This is a genomic window from Litoreibacter ponti, assembly GCF_003054285.1.
GTDB classification, from domain to species: Bacteria; Pseudomonadota; Alphaproteobacteria; order Rhodobacterales; family Rhodobacteraceae; genus Litoreibacter; species Litoreibacter ponti.
On sequence record NZ_QBKS01000002.1, the window covers coordinates 363,912 to 377,950 of the forward strand.

The 14,039-nt window shown below is 63.4% G+C and carries 16 protein-coding genes; 8 read left to right on the forward strand and 8 right to left on the reverse strand.

Going from position 1 to position 14,039, the window contains the following annotated elements; genetic code table 11:
• Window positions 1–32: 32 nt before the first annotated feature.
• Together C8N43_RS15660 and C8N43_RS15665 are read right to left on the reverse strand one after the other, a co-directional pair.
• Window positions 33–821, reverse strand: a complete 789-nt coding sequence (locus C8N43_RS15660; protein ID WP_107847288.1) for an amino acid ABC transporter permease — start codon at window positions 819–821, stop codon at window positions 33–35.
• A 6-nt stretch (window positions 822–827) separates the two neighbouring features.
• Entirely contained in the window at window positions 828–1,616 is a 789-nt protein-coding gene (locus C8N43_RS15665) for a transporter substrate-binding domain-containing protein (protein ID WP_107846698.1), read from the reverse strand.
• Between the two features lie 76 nt (window positions 1,617–1,692).
• On the opposite strand from C8N43_RS15665, the gene C8N43_RS15670 reads away from it, so the two are divergent.
• Complete coding sequence (locus C8N43_RS15670; RefSeq protein WP_107847289.1) at window positions 1,693–2,853, forward strand: iron-containing alcohol dehydrogenase; 1,161 nt, start codon at window positions 1,693–1,695, stop codon at window positions 2,851–2,853.
• 5 nt (window positions 2,854–2,858) lie between these two features.
• Window positions 2,859–3,428 carry a hypothetical protein gene (locus tag C8N43_RS15675; protein ID WP_146174236.1) on the forward strand — a complete coding sequence of 190 codons (570 nt, stop codon included), beginning with the start codon at window positions 2,859–2,861 and terminating at the stop codon, window positions 3,426–3,428.
• 121 nt (window positions 3,429–3,549) lie between these two features.
• On the opposite strand, the gene C8N43_RS15680 is transcribed toward C8N43_RS15675, so the two are convergent.
• From C8N43_RS15680 to C8N43_RS15690, 3 genes are all read right to left on the reverse strand, one after another.
• Window positions 3,550–3,963 carry a hypothetical protein gene (locus tag C8N43_RS15680; protein WP_146174237.1) on the reverse strand — a complete coding sequence of 138 codons (414 nt, stop codon included), beginning with the start codon at window positions 3,961–3,963 and terminating at the stop codon, window positions 3,550–3,552.
• Window positions 3,964–4,143: 180 nt separating this feature from the next.
• Window positions 4,144–4,533: a VOC family protein gene (locus C8N43_RS15685; RefSeq protein WP_107846701.1), complete on the reverse strand. Its 390-nt coding sequence runs from the start codon at window positions 4,531–4,533 to the stop codon at window positions 4,144–4,146.
• A gap of 3 nt (window positions 4,534–4,536) precedes the next feature.
• Window positions 4,537–4,785, reverse strand: coding sequence for an accessory factor UbiK family protein (locus C8N43_RS15690; protein ID WP_107846702.1), 249 nt, complete (start codon window positions 4,783–4,785; stop codon window positions 4,537–4,539).
• Between the two features lie 91 nt (window positions 4,786–4,876).
• Here C8N43_RS15690 and lgt point away from each other — a divergent pair, with 91 nt between their 5' ends.
• From lgt to C8N43_RS15715, 5 genes are all read left to right on the forward strand, one after another.
• Window positions 4,877–5,761 carry a prolipoprotein diacylglyceryl transferase gene (gene lgt / locus C8N43_RS15695; RefSeq protein ID WP_107847291.1) on the forward strand — a complete coding sequence of 295 codons (885 nt, stop codon included), beginning with the start codon at window positions 4,877–4,879 and terminating at the stop codon, window positions 5,759–5,761.
• A complete protein-coding gene (locus C8N43_RS15700) occupies window positions 5,758–6,813 on the forward strand; it encodes a class I SAM-dependent methyltransferase (protein WP_107846703.1) in 1,056 nt (351 codons plus the stop codon). Before lgt ends, C8N43_RS15700 begins: the two co-directional genes overlap by 4 nt.
• A complete protein-coding gene (pgeF, locus tag C8N43_RS15705) occupies window positions 6,810–7,562 on the forward strand; it encodes a peptidoglycan editing factor PgeF (protein WP_107846704.1) in 753 nt (250 codons plus the stop codon). Before C8N43_RS15700 ends, pgeF begins: the two co-directional genes overlap by 4 nt.
• Before the next feature lie 328 nt (window positions 7,563–7,890).
• Window positions 7,891–8,082: a hypothetical protein gene (locus C8N43_RS15710; protein ID WP_107846705.1), complete on the forward strand. Its 192-nt coding sequence runs from the start codon at window positions 7,891–7,893 to the stop codon at window positions 8,080–8,082.
• 161 nt (window positions 8,083–8,243) lie between these two features.
• The gene (locus C8N43_RS15715; protein ID WP_107846706.1) at window positions 8,244–8,939 is read left to right on the forward strand and encodes a CDP-alcohol phosphatidyltransferase family protein; all 696 of its coding nucleotides are present in this window, start codon (window positions 8,244–8,246) and stop codon (window positions 8,937–8,939) included.
• Here C8N43_RS15715 and C8N43_RS15720 read toward each other — a convergent pair.
• Genes C8N43_RS15720 through ileS form a run of 3 tightly spaced genes read right to left on the reverse strand, consistent with a single transcriptional unit; the run spans window position 8,936 to window position 12,586 of the window.
• A complete protein-coding gene (locus C8N43_RS15720) occupies window positions 8,936–9,391 on the reverse strand; it encodes a methylated-DNA--[protein]-cysteine S-methyltransferase (RefSeq protein ID WP_107846707.1) in 456 nt (151 codons plus the stop codon). The two genes, C8N43_RS15715 and C8N43_RS15720, sit on opposite strands and share 4 nt — an antisense overlap.
• Complete coding sequence (locus tag C8N43_RS15725; RefSeq protein WP_107847293.1) at window positions 9,388–9,624, reverse strand: DUF3253 domain-containing protein; 237 nt, start codon at window positions 9,622–9,624, stop codon at window positions 9,388–9,390. Before C8N43_RS15725 ends, C8N43_RS15720 begins: the two co-directional genes overlap by 4 nt.
• Window positions 9,608–12,586: an isoleucine--tRNA ligase gene (gene ileS / locus C8N43_RS15730; protein WP_107846708.1), complete on the reverse strand. Its 2,979-nt coding sequence runs from the start codon at window positions 12,584–12,586 to the stop codon at window positions 9,608–9,610. The genes C8N43_RS15725 and ileS overlap by 17 nt, the downstream gene beginning before the upstream one ends.
• A 232-nt stretch (window positions 12,587–12,818) precedes the next feature.
• On the opposite strand from ileS, the gene C8N43_RS15735 reads away from it, so the two are divergent.
• Window positions 12,819–14,003, forward strand: a complete 1,185-nt coding sequence (locus C8N43_RS15735; protein WP_107846709.1) for an FAD-dependent oxidoreductase — start codon at window positions 12,819–12,821, stop codon at window positions 14,001–14,003.
• Window positions 14,004–14,039 lie beyond the last annotated feature (36 nt).

Sequence of the window (14,039 nt, forward strand, 5' to 3'; positions counted from 1 at the left end):
ACTCAAGGTAAGGCCCCGCGCCCGGGATGCAATCAGCTCTCGCGCATCCGGCGCTCAAATCGGCGCAAGGCGAGCGATAGCGTGACCGTCAGGGTCAGGTAGATCAGCGCCACCACGTTGTAGGTCTCGAAGTAACGGAAGTTGCCTGCCGCAGTGACCTTGCCCAGCTGGGTAATGTCGCCCACACCCAGCACCGAGACGAGCGAGCTGTCTTTCACCATCGCCACAAAGTCATTGCCCAAGGGCGGCAGTATCGTGCGGATCGCTTGTGGAAAGACCACATAACGGAAGCGCTGCCAGCGGCTCAGGCCCAGCGTCTGCGCGGCCTCAAGCTGGCCGGGGTCGACCGATTGCAGACCGGCGCGAAAGACCTCTGCGATGAAGGCGGAATAGCCAATCGCCAGCGCCAGCGTCGCCCGCCAGAGCAGCGGAAAGTCGCGGGTTCGCCAAGGGTCCGCGCCAAACGGCTCCAGCGCCCAGTTGATCCCAGCGATCAGGCCGGGGGCCACCACGAAGGCCGTGTAGAGCAGCAGCACGATGATCGGGATGCCGCGAATGACCTCAATATATAGCCGGGCAATCTGCCGCGCGATCAGGCTGCGCGACAGCGACATCAGCGCGAGGATTAGCCCCAGCGAGGCGGCAAGCGCGAAGCCCACCAGCGTCACGATGACGGTGATCTGGATGCCTTTGGACAGGGTGCCGAGGACCTGCGAATACAGATCGTCGGCCACCACTTGGTAGCCGAGCCACAGCACGACGCCCCCCAAAAGCACCAGCCAGTAGGGGAAATCGCCGCTCTCGTCGCGGGCGGGGCCCAGCAAGGATTAGCCGCCGAGCTTGTAGTCGAGGAACCACTTCTTGTTGAGCGCCTCAAGCGTGCCGTCCGCCTCCATCGCGGCGATGGCGGCGTTGATCGGCGCGACCAGATCGGAGCCTTTGGGGAAGATGAAGCCGAAATCCTCGGTCCCGAGCGGCTCGCCCACGATCTTCAGCGCCCCGTCGGACGCACGCACATAGCCCTCGCCCGCGGTGCTGTCGGTCAGAACCAGATCAACGTCGCCCGTGCGCAGGGCCTGAACGCCTGCCCCGAAGGTCTCGAACTTGACAATGCGCGGGTTTTCTTCGTTGCCGTCAAGCACATCATAGACGCCGACATAGAAGGGCGTGGTGCCGGGTTGGGCGGCCATCAGCAGCCCATCGTCCGCCGCAAAGCTCGCCGCATCGCTGAAGCGCGCCTCGTCTCCGCGCACCATCATCAGCATCTGGCTGGTCATGTATTTATCGGAGAAATCGACCTTCTCCTTGCGGTCCTCGCGGATGGTGATGCCGGTCATGCCGACATCATACTGCGCCTCAGAGACGGCGGGGATCATCGCGTCCCAGCTGGTGTTCTCGTATACGACGGTGATGTTGATCCGCTCCGCGATCTCGGCCACCGCGTCGTATTCCCAGCCGATGGGATTGCCGGTCCCGGGCTCGATGAATTGCAGCGGCGGGTAGGCGTTTTCGGTCACAAACACCACCTCGCGCCCCTCCAAATCGGGCAGATGCCCGTCCGCAAGCGCGGCAGTGGCGGTGAAGGCGGCAAGGGTGAGGGCAGCGTATTTCAACATCGGTCAGGTTCCCTGTTGTCATTGACTGGCAGACAGTATGGTGTGGCCCGAAGGGTTTGCAAGCGGGGAGGCCAGCATGACCATAGGACGGGTGCAATCGCCCCGGATCATCCGGATCGGTGGCGGAGTGGCGGCGGAAACTGCCGATGTTTTAGGCCAATTGGGGCTGTCCCACCCGTTGATCGTGACAGACAAGACCCTGGTCGGGCTAGGCCACGTGGCCCGGGTGACGGACACGCTTGACGCTGCGGGAATGCGCTATTCGATCTTCGATGGCGTGGTGGAGGATCCGACGGACACCTGCCTCGATGCAGGGTTGCAGGCCTTGAGGGCGGAAGATTTCGACTGCGTGATTGGCCTCGGCGGCGGCTCGGCGCTGGATGCGGCCAAGGCGGTATCCTTCATGTCGGTCAATCCGGGCCATGTGCGCGACTACAAGGCGCCCACACAGATCGACCGTTGCGGCCCGCCTGTCATTGCGATCCCGACAACGGGCGGCACCGGGTCAGAGCTGACCCGCTGGTGCGTAATTACCGACACCAAGCGGGTGGAGAAATACAACCTGTCCGGCCTCGCCTGCGTCGCCACCGCAGCACTGATCGACTGGGAATTCACCGTGACAAAGCCCGCGCGTATCACGGCGGATACGGCGGTAGACAGCCTGACCCACGCGATCGAGGCCTATGTGTCGAAGAAGGCCTTCGCCTATACCGACACCTTCGCGCTCTCCGCCATGCCGCTGATTGCGCGCCATGTACGACACGCCTGCGCCGAGCCGGACCATGCCGAGGCGCGCGAGGCCCTGATGCTAGCCGCAAGCCAGGCGGGGATGGCGTTTTCCAACGCTTCCGTCGCGCTGGTCCATGGCATGAGCCGCCCCATCGGCGCTCATTTCCACGTGGCCCACGGACTGTCCAACGCGATGCTGCTGCCAGAGGTTACCGCCTTCTCGGTCGATCACGCACAGGCTCGATACGCGACCTGCGCCCGCGTGATGGAGATGGCAGGCGACACCGACAGCGACGCCACCGCCTGCGCCAAGCTGGTGGAGGGTCTGCGGCGGCTGAACGACGATCTCAAAGTGCCCAGCCCTTCGGCGCAGGGGCTTGAAGAGACCGCGTATTTCGACACGCTGCCGCTGATGGCCGAGCAGGCGTTGGCCTCTGGCTCCCCGCAAAACAATCCCCGCGTGCCAAGCGCCGAGGAGATCGTCTCGCTCTACACCAAGATCTGGTGACCCAGATGGCGCTCGTGAAATTCTTCTGCTGGCTCCTGTCGCTTATCGCCCTCACCGCGCTATTGGTGACGGGCTTCGGGCTGTCGCTGACGGGTCTTCCACGCATGGTCATCGACGGCTACCTGACGGCCCAATCTGCGCTCTTTGCGCTGGTCCCGCGCGCGGTCTCTGCAAGCTGGCAGGCGGCCTTCGTCTTCTATCTGCTCTTCGGCGTCGTCGAGCGCGCCTTCAGCGAATGGGGGTTCGAGTATGCGGGGCTCGTGCAGCGCGGCACCCGAATGCCCCTCAAAAAGCTCGGCCGCTGGGTTCGCGCCGTGGTGTCGGTGGTGGCGTGGCCGCTCTCGCTGGCCTCGGATGTGATGGCGGTGCTGCTGTGGCACCGGGGCACCGGCGAGCTGGCGCGCGAGGCCTCCGCCCTGACCTTGCGCTCGATGCGGTACGGCCTGAGCCGCGACGAGGTCGAGGACGTCGTGGGCCGCTACGGCCGTCTGACCTACATGGCTCGCCCCCTGTTCATGACCGCACTTTGCCTGACCTACGTCGTCCTGATGCTCGTCCTGTTCCTGATCTTTTAGGCCATTGTGCGCGAAAGGAAGAGATTGAGTGTGCTCTTAGATTTCCCATCTCTGATCTGCCCTTCGCCGCAGAGTCGCAAACGGCAGCTTGGATAAAAACCTAGGACGTGTTGGGCGGCTTCTAGCGATCAAGGAACGGTTTCTCGATCCGCCACCATGTCCATCCACCGAAGATCCCCGCAAGCAATCCGACGGATATGACTTGCAGCCAAGCAGACCATCCGTCTTCGGTTGAGAATAAAACAAACACAGAGCCGCAAAGACCAATAAAAGCCCCGGATATCAGCGCGACGGCCCGCGGACGCTCGAATGCCAGCCCCAAAACCATGCGCAGCAGCGCGCCAGCCGGCATTGCGAACAAAGCGACGAGCAGGATGATCGGTTGCGCGACCACCCAAATAGCAAACCCCTCCAAAATCGAAGATAGGCCACTGTCGAGAAGCATGATCCCCTGACAAACAACCAACGCGCCAGTTTCTACTGCGACAAAGCACGCTGCCATCGAGAGTACGAGATTGAATTTTCGTTCGGTCAATTGGTTCTGTTCGCCGTTATCAATCCCAAAGAGTCTCGGACTCTTCTATCAGGTCTGCGAAGGCCGAGACAAAAATACGTTCTCCGCATAGCCGATAGGTAGGCGCGAAGCCAATCGTGCTTTCAGTTCCTGTCGAGACGACACGGCCCTGAAGACAATGCGCCGATTCCGACCAGCAGCTTAGCCCCACGCGGCGTTTTGGAATACGATGCGGTAACCATCCGGGTCCTCGAAGGTCAGGCCGTCCCTGTCCCAGTAGGGGTTGAGGGAAGCCACAGGCGCAAAGCCCGCAGACCGCATTTGGTCGACCTGAGCCTGCCAGACGGGACGCTCCGGCAGGTAGAACACCAACAGATTGTCTTGACTGGGCGCGCGCCCGACCCGGTGCTCCGCGGCCCGTGTGAACTCGAAGTGATAGGGCGCGCCGGGATTGCCCAGCATGACACCGTCAAATCCGTCATGGTCGCGGAATTCGTACAACACCGACAGGCCGAGGCCGTCCCGGTAAAACGGCAGCAAATTCGCGATATTTTCGGTGGGACGCGCCACCCTCAGGGTCGGCGCGCGCATCGGTCAGGACTTCTTCTTGCGCTCCAGCGCGTCGAGCCGGGATTTCAGCGCCTCGTTCTCTTCACGCGCCTTCTGGGCCATCAGGCGGACGGCCTCGAACTCGTCGCGGGTCACGAAATCGCGGTCCGCGAGCCAGCGATCGAGCATGCCCTTCATGGCGTTCTCGGCCTCGGTCTTGGCGCCCTGTGCCACGCCCATCGCGTTGGTGGCGAGCTGCGACATGTCGTCGAAAAACTTGTTGCGGGTCTGCATGGGATCACTCCTTCGTGTTGCCATATATATGGGTCGCTCCGCCACGCTGCGCAAGGTTGACATCGCGAGCGCGGCGTCGCACCACGCCAACATGATCGCAGCCCTGCCCTTTCCCGACGTCTCGCCCGAGATCTTCAGCATCGAGATCGGCACGTTCACCTTCGCCCTTCGCTGGTACGCGCTGGCCTATATCGCGGGGCTGGTGATCGCGTGGCGGATCGTTGTGGGGCTGATGAAGCGCCCTGCGCTGTGGGGGACCTATGGCGCGCCGATGAAGCCTGACCAGCCGGAGGATCTACTGACCTGGATCATCATCGGCGTGGTCTTTGGCGGGCGTCTGGGCTTCGTGCTGTTCTACCAGCCCGAGTATTACCTCGCGAACCCTACCGATATCCTGAAGGTCTGGGAGGGCGGTATGTCCTTCCATGGCGGCTTTCTTGGCGTGGTCATCGCCGCGATGATCTACTGCCGCCGCCACGCGCTGCCGATGCTGCGGGTGGGCGACGCGGTCGCGATCTCCGCACCGCCCGGGCTATTCTTGGGCCGGGTTGCCAACTTCATCAATGCAGAGCTTTGGGGCCGCCCCACGGACGTGCCTTGGGCCTTCGCCTTTCCGGGCAGCGCCGCGCAGGATTGCCCGGGCGTCGAGGGCATCTGCACCCGCCACCCCTCGCAGCTTTACGAGGCGGGGCTCGAGGGCCTGGTGCTTGGCGGTGTCATGCTTTGGCTCGCCTATCGGCGCGGTTGGCTGATGCGCCCCGGCGCGATGATCGGCGTGTTCCTGATCGGCTACGGGGCGGCGCGGTTCTTTGTCGAATTCTTCCGCCAGCCCGATGCGCAGTTTGTCTCCGACGACAACCTGCTGGGCCTCGCCTTCGAGGTCTCCGGCTACGGGTTGACCATGGGGCAGATCCTGTCGACGCCGATGATCCTCTTGGGGCTCTGGATGATCTGGCGCGCCCGCATCAAGACATGAGCCTGCGCACGCAGATCCTGCGCCAGATCGAGCTCGACGGCCCGATCAGCGTGGCCGACTACATGAACCTTTGCCTGCTGTCGCCCGGGCATGGCTATTACGCGACCCGCGACCCGTTCGGCAGCTCGGGTGACTTCATCACCGCACCGGAGGTCAGCCAGATGTTCGGCGAGCTCTTGGGGCTGTGCCTTGCGCAGGCGTGGATGGATCAGGGCCGACCCGATTGCTACCTGGCGGAGCTTGGCCCGGGCCGCGGCACGCTCATGCGTGATGTCCTGCGGGCGACGGCGGGTGTGCCGGGCTTTCCGCGCCGCGTCGTTCTGGTGGAAGCCAGCGCTCATCTACGCGCCGTGCAACGCGAGACGCTTAATGGCGCGGATGTCTCGTGGGTCGAAAGCGCTGATGCCTTGCCGGACGGCCCCGCGCTTATTCTGGCCAACGAGTTTTTTGACGCGCTGCCCGTGCGCCAGTTCCTGCGCGCCGATGATGGCTGGTGCGAGCGCCGCATCGGGCGCAAGGACGAGGCGCTGATCTTCGGTCTGACCCCTCCCGCTGCGGTGGACGCCCTAGCCCACCGGCTGGAGGATACCGCGCCCGGAGATATGGTGGCGCATTGCCCCACAGCGGCGGCCGTGATGGAGGCGCTTGCGCCGCGCATTGGCCGCAATGGTGCCCTGATCGTGATCGACTACGGCGATTGGCGGGTGACAGGCGACACGTTTCAAGCCGTCAAGGGACACCAAAAGGTAGACCCGCTCGCAGAGCCGGGTGAAGCCGACCTGACCGCCCACGTCGAGTTCGAAGCACTGACATTGCCCGACCTGCAGCACTCGGGCCTGACCCCTCAAGGTGTGCTGCTGGAGCGGCTTGGCATCACGGCGCGCGCGCAGGCGCTCGCGCGAAACCTGACCGGCGCAGCGCTCGAAAACCATATCGCGGCCCATCGCCGCTTGACGCACCCGGCGGAAATGGGGACGCTGTTCAAAGCGATCGCCTTTACCCCGCCCGGCGCGCCCTTGCCGCCTGGCTTTGACCCCGCGAGCCCGACATGACGCTGGAGATCCTGACCCATGATAGCCTTGCCCCTTTGCGGCATGGCTTCTTTACACGCCGTGGGGGGGCGTCCTCGGGGATCTTCAAGGGGCTGAACTGCGGCGCAGGATCGTCCGACCAGCGCGAGGCGGTGATGACCAACCGCGCCCGGGTCGCAGAGGCGATGGAGGTCCCCGACACTCACCTGGTGTCCGTGCATCAATGCCACTCCGCCGATGTGGTGGTGGTCGACCGCCCGTTGTCGGAAAAGCCGAAAGCGGACGGTCTGGTCACCGCGACGCCGGGCGTAGCCCTTGGCATCCTGACGGCTGATTGCCAGCCGGTGCTTTTCGCGGATGCGGATGCGGGCGTGATCGGGGCGGCCCATGCAGGCTGGGGCGGCGCGCTTGGCGGCGTGCTCGAGAACACGGTCAATGCGATGATCGGCCTTGGCGCCGCGCGCGACCGCATCCGGGCAGTGATCGGCCCCTGCATCTCGCAACGCGCCTACGAGGTCGGACCGGATTACATGGAGCGATTTCTTGACGAGGACCCGGACAGCGCGCGCTTCTTTGCTGACGGCGCGGGCGACCGCGTGCAATTCGACCTTCCGGGCTACGGTCTGCACCGGTTGCGCGAAGCAGGGATCGAGGCCGAGTGGACGCGACACTGTACCTATTCCGAACCCGACCGGTTCTACTCCTATCGCCGTAGTGTCCACGAAAAAGAGGCCGACTACGGGCGCTTGATCGCAACAATTCGGCTGTAACCTCGCTTATTGTTTCGCAAATCGTGACGATAACGGGGCGGTGACGCGCCTTAATCCCGCCTTAAATCTTTTGCTCTACGACTCGTGGTATGGACATTTTGCATACATACGCGCTGGAATTGTTGGCTTTCACGCTGCTGTCGGTCTGCGTGGTGCTGCGCCACAATCGCCTTCAGAGAAATCTGAAGAAAATCTCTCAAAGCCATTCTGACGCCCCAATGGCGTGGTGGATTAACCCTGTCCCAAAGCGGGACACGAATTCACCAAACGGGGCCGGAAGGCAGCAGTAAAGTAGCGGCGCCCCAGTTAAGCAGAACGGAGCAGGAATATGGGCAAGAACAGCCGCTGGATGACATGGGTTCTCGAAGAAAGCGCCACGACCAAGGTCACCATGCCCTGGGCGCGCGGCACTCGTCCTGACTGGAAAGAGAAGCTGGCAACCGACACGCCAGAGCTCGCCCAGATCGTCGAGAATGGACTGCATTTGGCACGCGGGTCGCATCAGCACGCCGCCCATTAGACCCATTGAACACGCTCAACGCGAAATGCCGCGCGATTGTTTTTCGCGCAGGTGTGGGTTTGCGCGGCCGTTGCGGCGAGCCAAGGTGATCCCAAGGACGCCGCTTTGGCGCGGAACCATTTCTCTTTGCATCCGAAAAACATTTGGGCCATGACGGATTCATGACACCGCAGTTCAAGGCCCTCTCCGTCCATTTGCTCACCGCCACCGGGGCCGTTTTCGCAATGCTTGCGATGCTGGCTGCGATTGATGGCAAATGGGCACTGATGTTCTTATGGCTTGTGGTCGCCTTTGGCGTGGACGGGATCGATGGCCCGCTCGCGCGAAAGTACCATGTCAAGGAATACGCGCCGCAATTCGACGGCGTGCTGCTCGACCTGATCATCGACTACCTGACTTACGTCTTCATCCCGGCCTTCGCGCTGTTCAAATCCGGCCTCTTCGAAGGATGGACCGGGTGGTTTGTCATCATCGTGATCACCTTCACCTCCGCGCTCTATTTCGCGGATACGCGGATGAAAACAAAGGATAATTCCTTCTCCGGCTTCCCCGGTTGCTGGAACATGGTAGCGATCGTGGTCTTCGCGTTGGAGCCGAACTTCTGGATCATCCTTGTGCTTATCACGGCATTGGCCGTCGCCATGTTCTTTCCGCTGAAATTCGTCCATCCCGTGCGCACGGAGCGGTGGCGGATGGTCACACTGCCGACCGCGCTGGCATGGACCTTCTTTGCGGGATGGGCCGCTTGGGTCAATTTCGATCCGCAAAGCTGGGCGCATTGGGGTCTGGTTCTAAGCTCGATCTACTTGCTGTTCGCCGGGATTGCGCAACAGGTTCTGTACGGGCGGGACGGCTAAAGCAGCAGACCTGCCGCCCCCTCCAGTTTCAAAAGCGCCACCTTCGCTTCGACCCCGCCCCGGCCCGAAAATCCGCCAAGCCCGCTGGCGGCGAGAACGCGGTGGCACGGGATCAAGATTGCAATCGGGTTTGCGCCGCAGGCTTGCCCGATGGCCTGCGCGGAGACACCAAGCTCGCCGGCAAGTTCGCCATAGGTGCGCGTCTCCCCGTAGGGAATGGCGCGCAGGGCTTGGTAGAAATCCTGTTGAAACGCAGAGCCGCGCGGGCGCAATGGCAAGTCGAATTCTAAACGCTTGCCCGCGAAATAGTCCTGCATCTGGGCAACCGCGCCGCGCAGAAGATCGCTCTCAGGCTCACCTCCGGACGCATCCCAATCAAGCGATGCGATCGCTCCGTCTTCCTCTGTAAGTGTCAGCGGGCCAACAGGTGACGCGAGGGACGCGCGTCTCATAAAAGACCCAGCCGGATCGGGCCCTTGGCGGTCACCGGATCAACCGTTTCGCCTTTTTGGGTGGCCGCGATCCCGTCCATCCCTGACGCTATCCGGCGCACGTCGTCCATCACGGGGCGCCAGTCGGACGCCACCGCGCGGGCCACCTCCGACGGGCAAAATGTCTTGCCGAGACCCCGCCGGTGGGCGAGGTCCCGGATCGCGTTTTCTATGTCCTCATCCGAGGGCATCATCGCAGCGTCCACAGACGCCGGGGTGCGCATGGGTACCGACATCGGGCAGGATCTTCCAGCAGCGCTGGCATTTCTCACCGTCCGCCTTGGCAAAGCTCACGGCGATGCCTTCGACATCCTCGATGGTGAACGCACCCGCAGGCGCATCTTCGGTCGAGACCGCGATATCGGAGGTGATGCACATGTCGTCGAAACTGACGGTGCCCAGCACCTCGGCCACGTCCGCCCCGACAAAGACCGTTGGCGCGGCCTCCAGCGAGGAGCCGATGACCTTGTTGGTGCGCTCGACTTCCAACGCGCCGGTGACAACCCGGCGCACGCGGCGCACGGTGGACCATTTCTCGGCCAGAGCAGCATCGCGCCAATCGGCAGGCGTCTCGGGGATGTCGACCAGATGGACCGAGCTGTCATCGCCCGGGTAGCGCTCCAGCCAGATCTCCTCGCAGGTGAACACCAGGATCGGTGCCAGCCACGTCGTCAGCCGGTGGAACAGAATGTCGAGCACCGTGCGCGCCGCCCGTCGCCGCGCCGTATCGCCGTCGCAATACAAAGCGTCCTTGCGGATGTCGAAATAGAAGGCCGACAGGTCCAGCGTCGCAAAGGTGAAGATCGCCTGGAACACGCCCTGGAAGTCGAACTTCGCATAGCCGTCGCGGACCACCTCGTCGAGCTCGGACAGACGGTGCAGCACCCAGCGCTCCAGCTCTGGCATGTCCGCCGGATCGGTGCGATCTGCGTCCGAGAAATCCGCCAAAGAGCCCAGCATAAAGCGCATCGTGTTGCGCAAGCGGCGGTAGCTGTCGGCGACGCCCTTAAGGATTTCCGGCCCGATCCGCTGATCGACGGTAAAGTCCGTCTGCGCCACCCAAAGGCGCAGGATATCGGCGCCGTATTGCTTGATCACCTCTTCCGGAACGATGGTGTTGCCCACCGATTTGGACATCTTCATGCCCTTCTCATCCAGCGTGAAGCCGTGGGTGACCACCTGCCGATACGGCGCGCGACCCGTGGTGCCAACCGATTGCAGCAGGGACGAGTGGAACCACCCGCGGTGCTGATCGGTGCCTTCCATATAAACGTCGGCGATGCCGTCCTCGGTGCCGTCCTCGCGGTCGCGCAATGTGAACGCATGGGTCGAGCCGGAGTCGAACCACACGTCCAAAATATCCATCACTTGGGTGTAGTCGTCGGAATTCACGATGCCACTCAGGAACCGCTCTTTCGCACCGTCCTTGTACCAGGCATCCGCGCCTTCCGCCTCAAACGCCTCCAGAATGCGGGCGTTCACCTCTTCGTTGCGCAGCAGGAACTCGGCATCATCGGGACGGGTGCCGTTCTTGGTGAAACATGTCAGCGGCACGCCCCAGGCGCGCTGGCGGGACAGAACCCAGTCGGGCCGCGCCTCCATCATCGAATGCAGGCGGTTGCGCCCCGATTGCGGCGTCCATTTCACGTTGTCAATCTCGGTCAGCGCCCGCTCGCGGATTGTCTTGCCGTGCATGTCTTGGCCGTCACCCACCGGCTTGTCGATGGCCGCGAACCACTGCGGCGTGTTGCGGAAGATCAGCGGTGCCTTTGAGCGCCAGGAATGTGGGTAGCTGTGGGTCAGCTTGCCACGCGCCATCAGCAGGTTGCCCGATGCCAGCACGTCGATCACCGCCTTGTTGGCATCGCCCTCCTTGCCGTTGGGCTTGAGGATGCGCTTGCCGCCAAACAGCGGCAGGTCGGCGCGGTAAGAGCCATCCTCCAGCACATTATACGTCATCGGCAGATCAAACTTCACGCCGATCTGGTAGTCGTCATCACCATGGGACGGTGCGGTGTGCACAAAGCCCGTGCCCGCGTCATCGGTCACGTGATCGCCCGGCAACATCGGCACGTCGTAATCCCACTCGCCCTCGCCCCCCGGCACGCCGCGCAGCGGGTGCTTCATGGTCAGCGCGTCCAGCATCAGGGGCGTGACGTCGCGCACGCGCTCATAGGCCTCGACCCGGGCCTGCGCGAAGATGCTTTCGGCCAACGCGTCGGCCATCAGGTATTTCTCGCCGGTCTTGGCCCAGTTGTCTTGGGCCGCTTCGGTCACCCGGTACAGCCCGTAGCCGATCTTCGGCCCGTAACACACCGCCCGGTTCTGGGGGATGGTCCACGGCGTCGTTGTCCAGATCACAACATTGGTATTGGCGAAATCGGAGCCAAGCTCCTGCGCAACAGCGCCGGATTTCGACGCGTCGCCGCCGGTCAGCTCGCGCACTAGCTCTTCCGAGCCGTTGACCGCCACGATGGGGAACTTCACCCAGATCGTGTGCGAGACATGGTCGTGATACTCGACCTCGGCCTCGGCCAATGCGGTCTTCTCCACCGGCGACCACATCACCGGTTTGGAGCCTTGGTAGAGCGTGCCGGTCATCAGGAATTTCTGGAACTCCTCGGCGATGACACGCTCGGCGTGGAAGTCCATCGTCAGATAGGGGTTCTCCCAGTTGCCGGTGACGCCAAGGCGCTTGAACTCTTCGCGCTGGATATCGACCCATCCGGCAGCAAACTCGCGGCATTCCTGACGGAACTCGACAATATCGACCGCGTCCTTGTCGCGGCCTTTCTGGCGGTATTTCTCCTCGATCTTCCACTCAATGGGCAGCCCGTGGCAGTCCCAGCCCGGAATGTAGCGCGCATCAAAGCCCATCATCTGGTGCGAGCGCACGATCATGTCCTTGATCGTCTTGTTCAGCGCGTGGCCGATATGCAGATGCCCGTTGGCATAGGGCGGGCCGTCATGCAGGGTGAAGGGCTCGCGCGTCTCAGCGCGGGCCTTCTCGCGCAGCTTCTGGTAGACCCCGATCCGCGCCCAGCGCTCCAGCCAGCCGGGCTCGCGCTTTGGCAGGCCCGCGCGCATCGGGAAGTCGGTTCGGGGAAGGTTCAGCGTGTCCTTGTAGGATACGGTCTCGGTCGTGTCGGCGCACATATCTGGCGTCCTTTGTCAGCGAATTTCACGAATAGGGAGAGGGCGGTGCGAGCAACGTCATGCACCTTGGCCCGGCGTCTCATCTGTCTCAGAGCGCCGGGGATATAATTCGGTGAATGAGGCTCAGCATCATCATGGCGTGCTTATAGCCCCGCCCGCGCGCAAACGTCCAGTGGGGGGCGGGCGAAATACCGCATGGTCCGTGTCGGACGACCGGGCGAAGAGTTGAGCCATGAGATACGACATCGCAATCGCGGGCGCCGGGATCGGCGGCCTGACCGCCGGTGCGCTGCTGGCCGCCCAGGGGCACAAGGTCACCGTATTCGACCGGTTCGCGGCACCCCGGCCGGTAGGCTCCGGCCTCGTGATCCAGCCCGTGGGGCAACAGGTGCTGTCGGAGATCGGTGCCTTTGACGCCGCTGCCGCCCGAGGCAACTTCATCCGCCGCATGTACGGCCACGAGATCGAAGGTGGCCGCTCGGTCCTCGACGTGCTCTACGATCACGACCCGGACGGGCCGAATCGCGGCCTGGCCATTCACCGCGCGACGCTGTTCGACGCTATTCTCGACGCCGCACACGCCGCGGGCGTGACGCTCGCGCACTCGCATGAGATCACCGGGCGGCAGGGACAGCACCTGGCCTTCGCCAACGGCACGCGCGACGGTCCGTTCGACCTGATCATCGACGCGGCGGGCGCGTCATCGCCGCTCTCGCCCATCACGGCCACGCCCCTGCCATATGGCGCGATCTGGGGCACTGTGCCGTGGCCCCAGGGGACGACCCTGCCGATCGATGAGCTGCGCCAAAGCTACCGGCGCGCGGACCGGATGATCGGGGTGCTGCCCATCGGTCAATTGCCGGGTCAACCAGACCCGCAGGCCGCGGTCTTCTGGTCGCTCCCGCGCGACAGCCACACTGCGTGGCGCGCGCAACCACTCGAGGTCTGGAAAACCGAGGCCATCACCCTTTGGCCCGAGGTCGCGCCCTTTCTCGAAGGCATCACGGATCACGACCAAATGACCATGGCCCGCTACGCCCATGGCACGCTGCGCAAACCCTTCGACGACGGCCTTGCAATCATCGGCGACGCCGCACACAAGGCCAGCCCACAGCTGGGCCAAGGGGCCAATATGGCCCTGCTGGACGCGTCCGCCTTGGCCCGCGCCGTCGCACAACACCCCTTGGACGAGGCATTGCCCGCCTACGCCTCAGCCCGCCGCTGGCATGTGCGCATCTATCAGGCGATGTCTTGGGCGTTCACGCCGCAATACCAATCCGACAGCCGCTGGCTTCCGATCCTGCGCGACCGCATCCTCTTTCCAGTCAGCCAGACCTGGCCCGCCTCCCGCGTCCTGACCCGCCTCGTGCGCGGCGACATGATCCCGCCCATGGCGTCCCTGACGCCGCGAGACTAGGCCCACATCGCCCCCTTTCTTTGTTCCAAAAATACG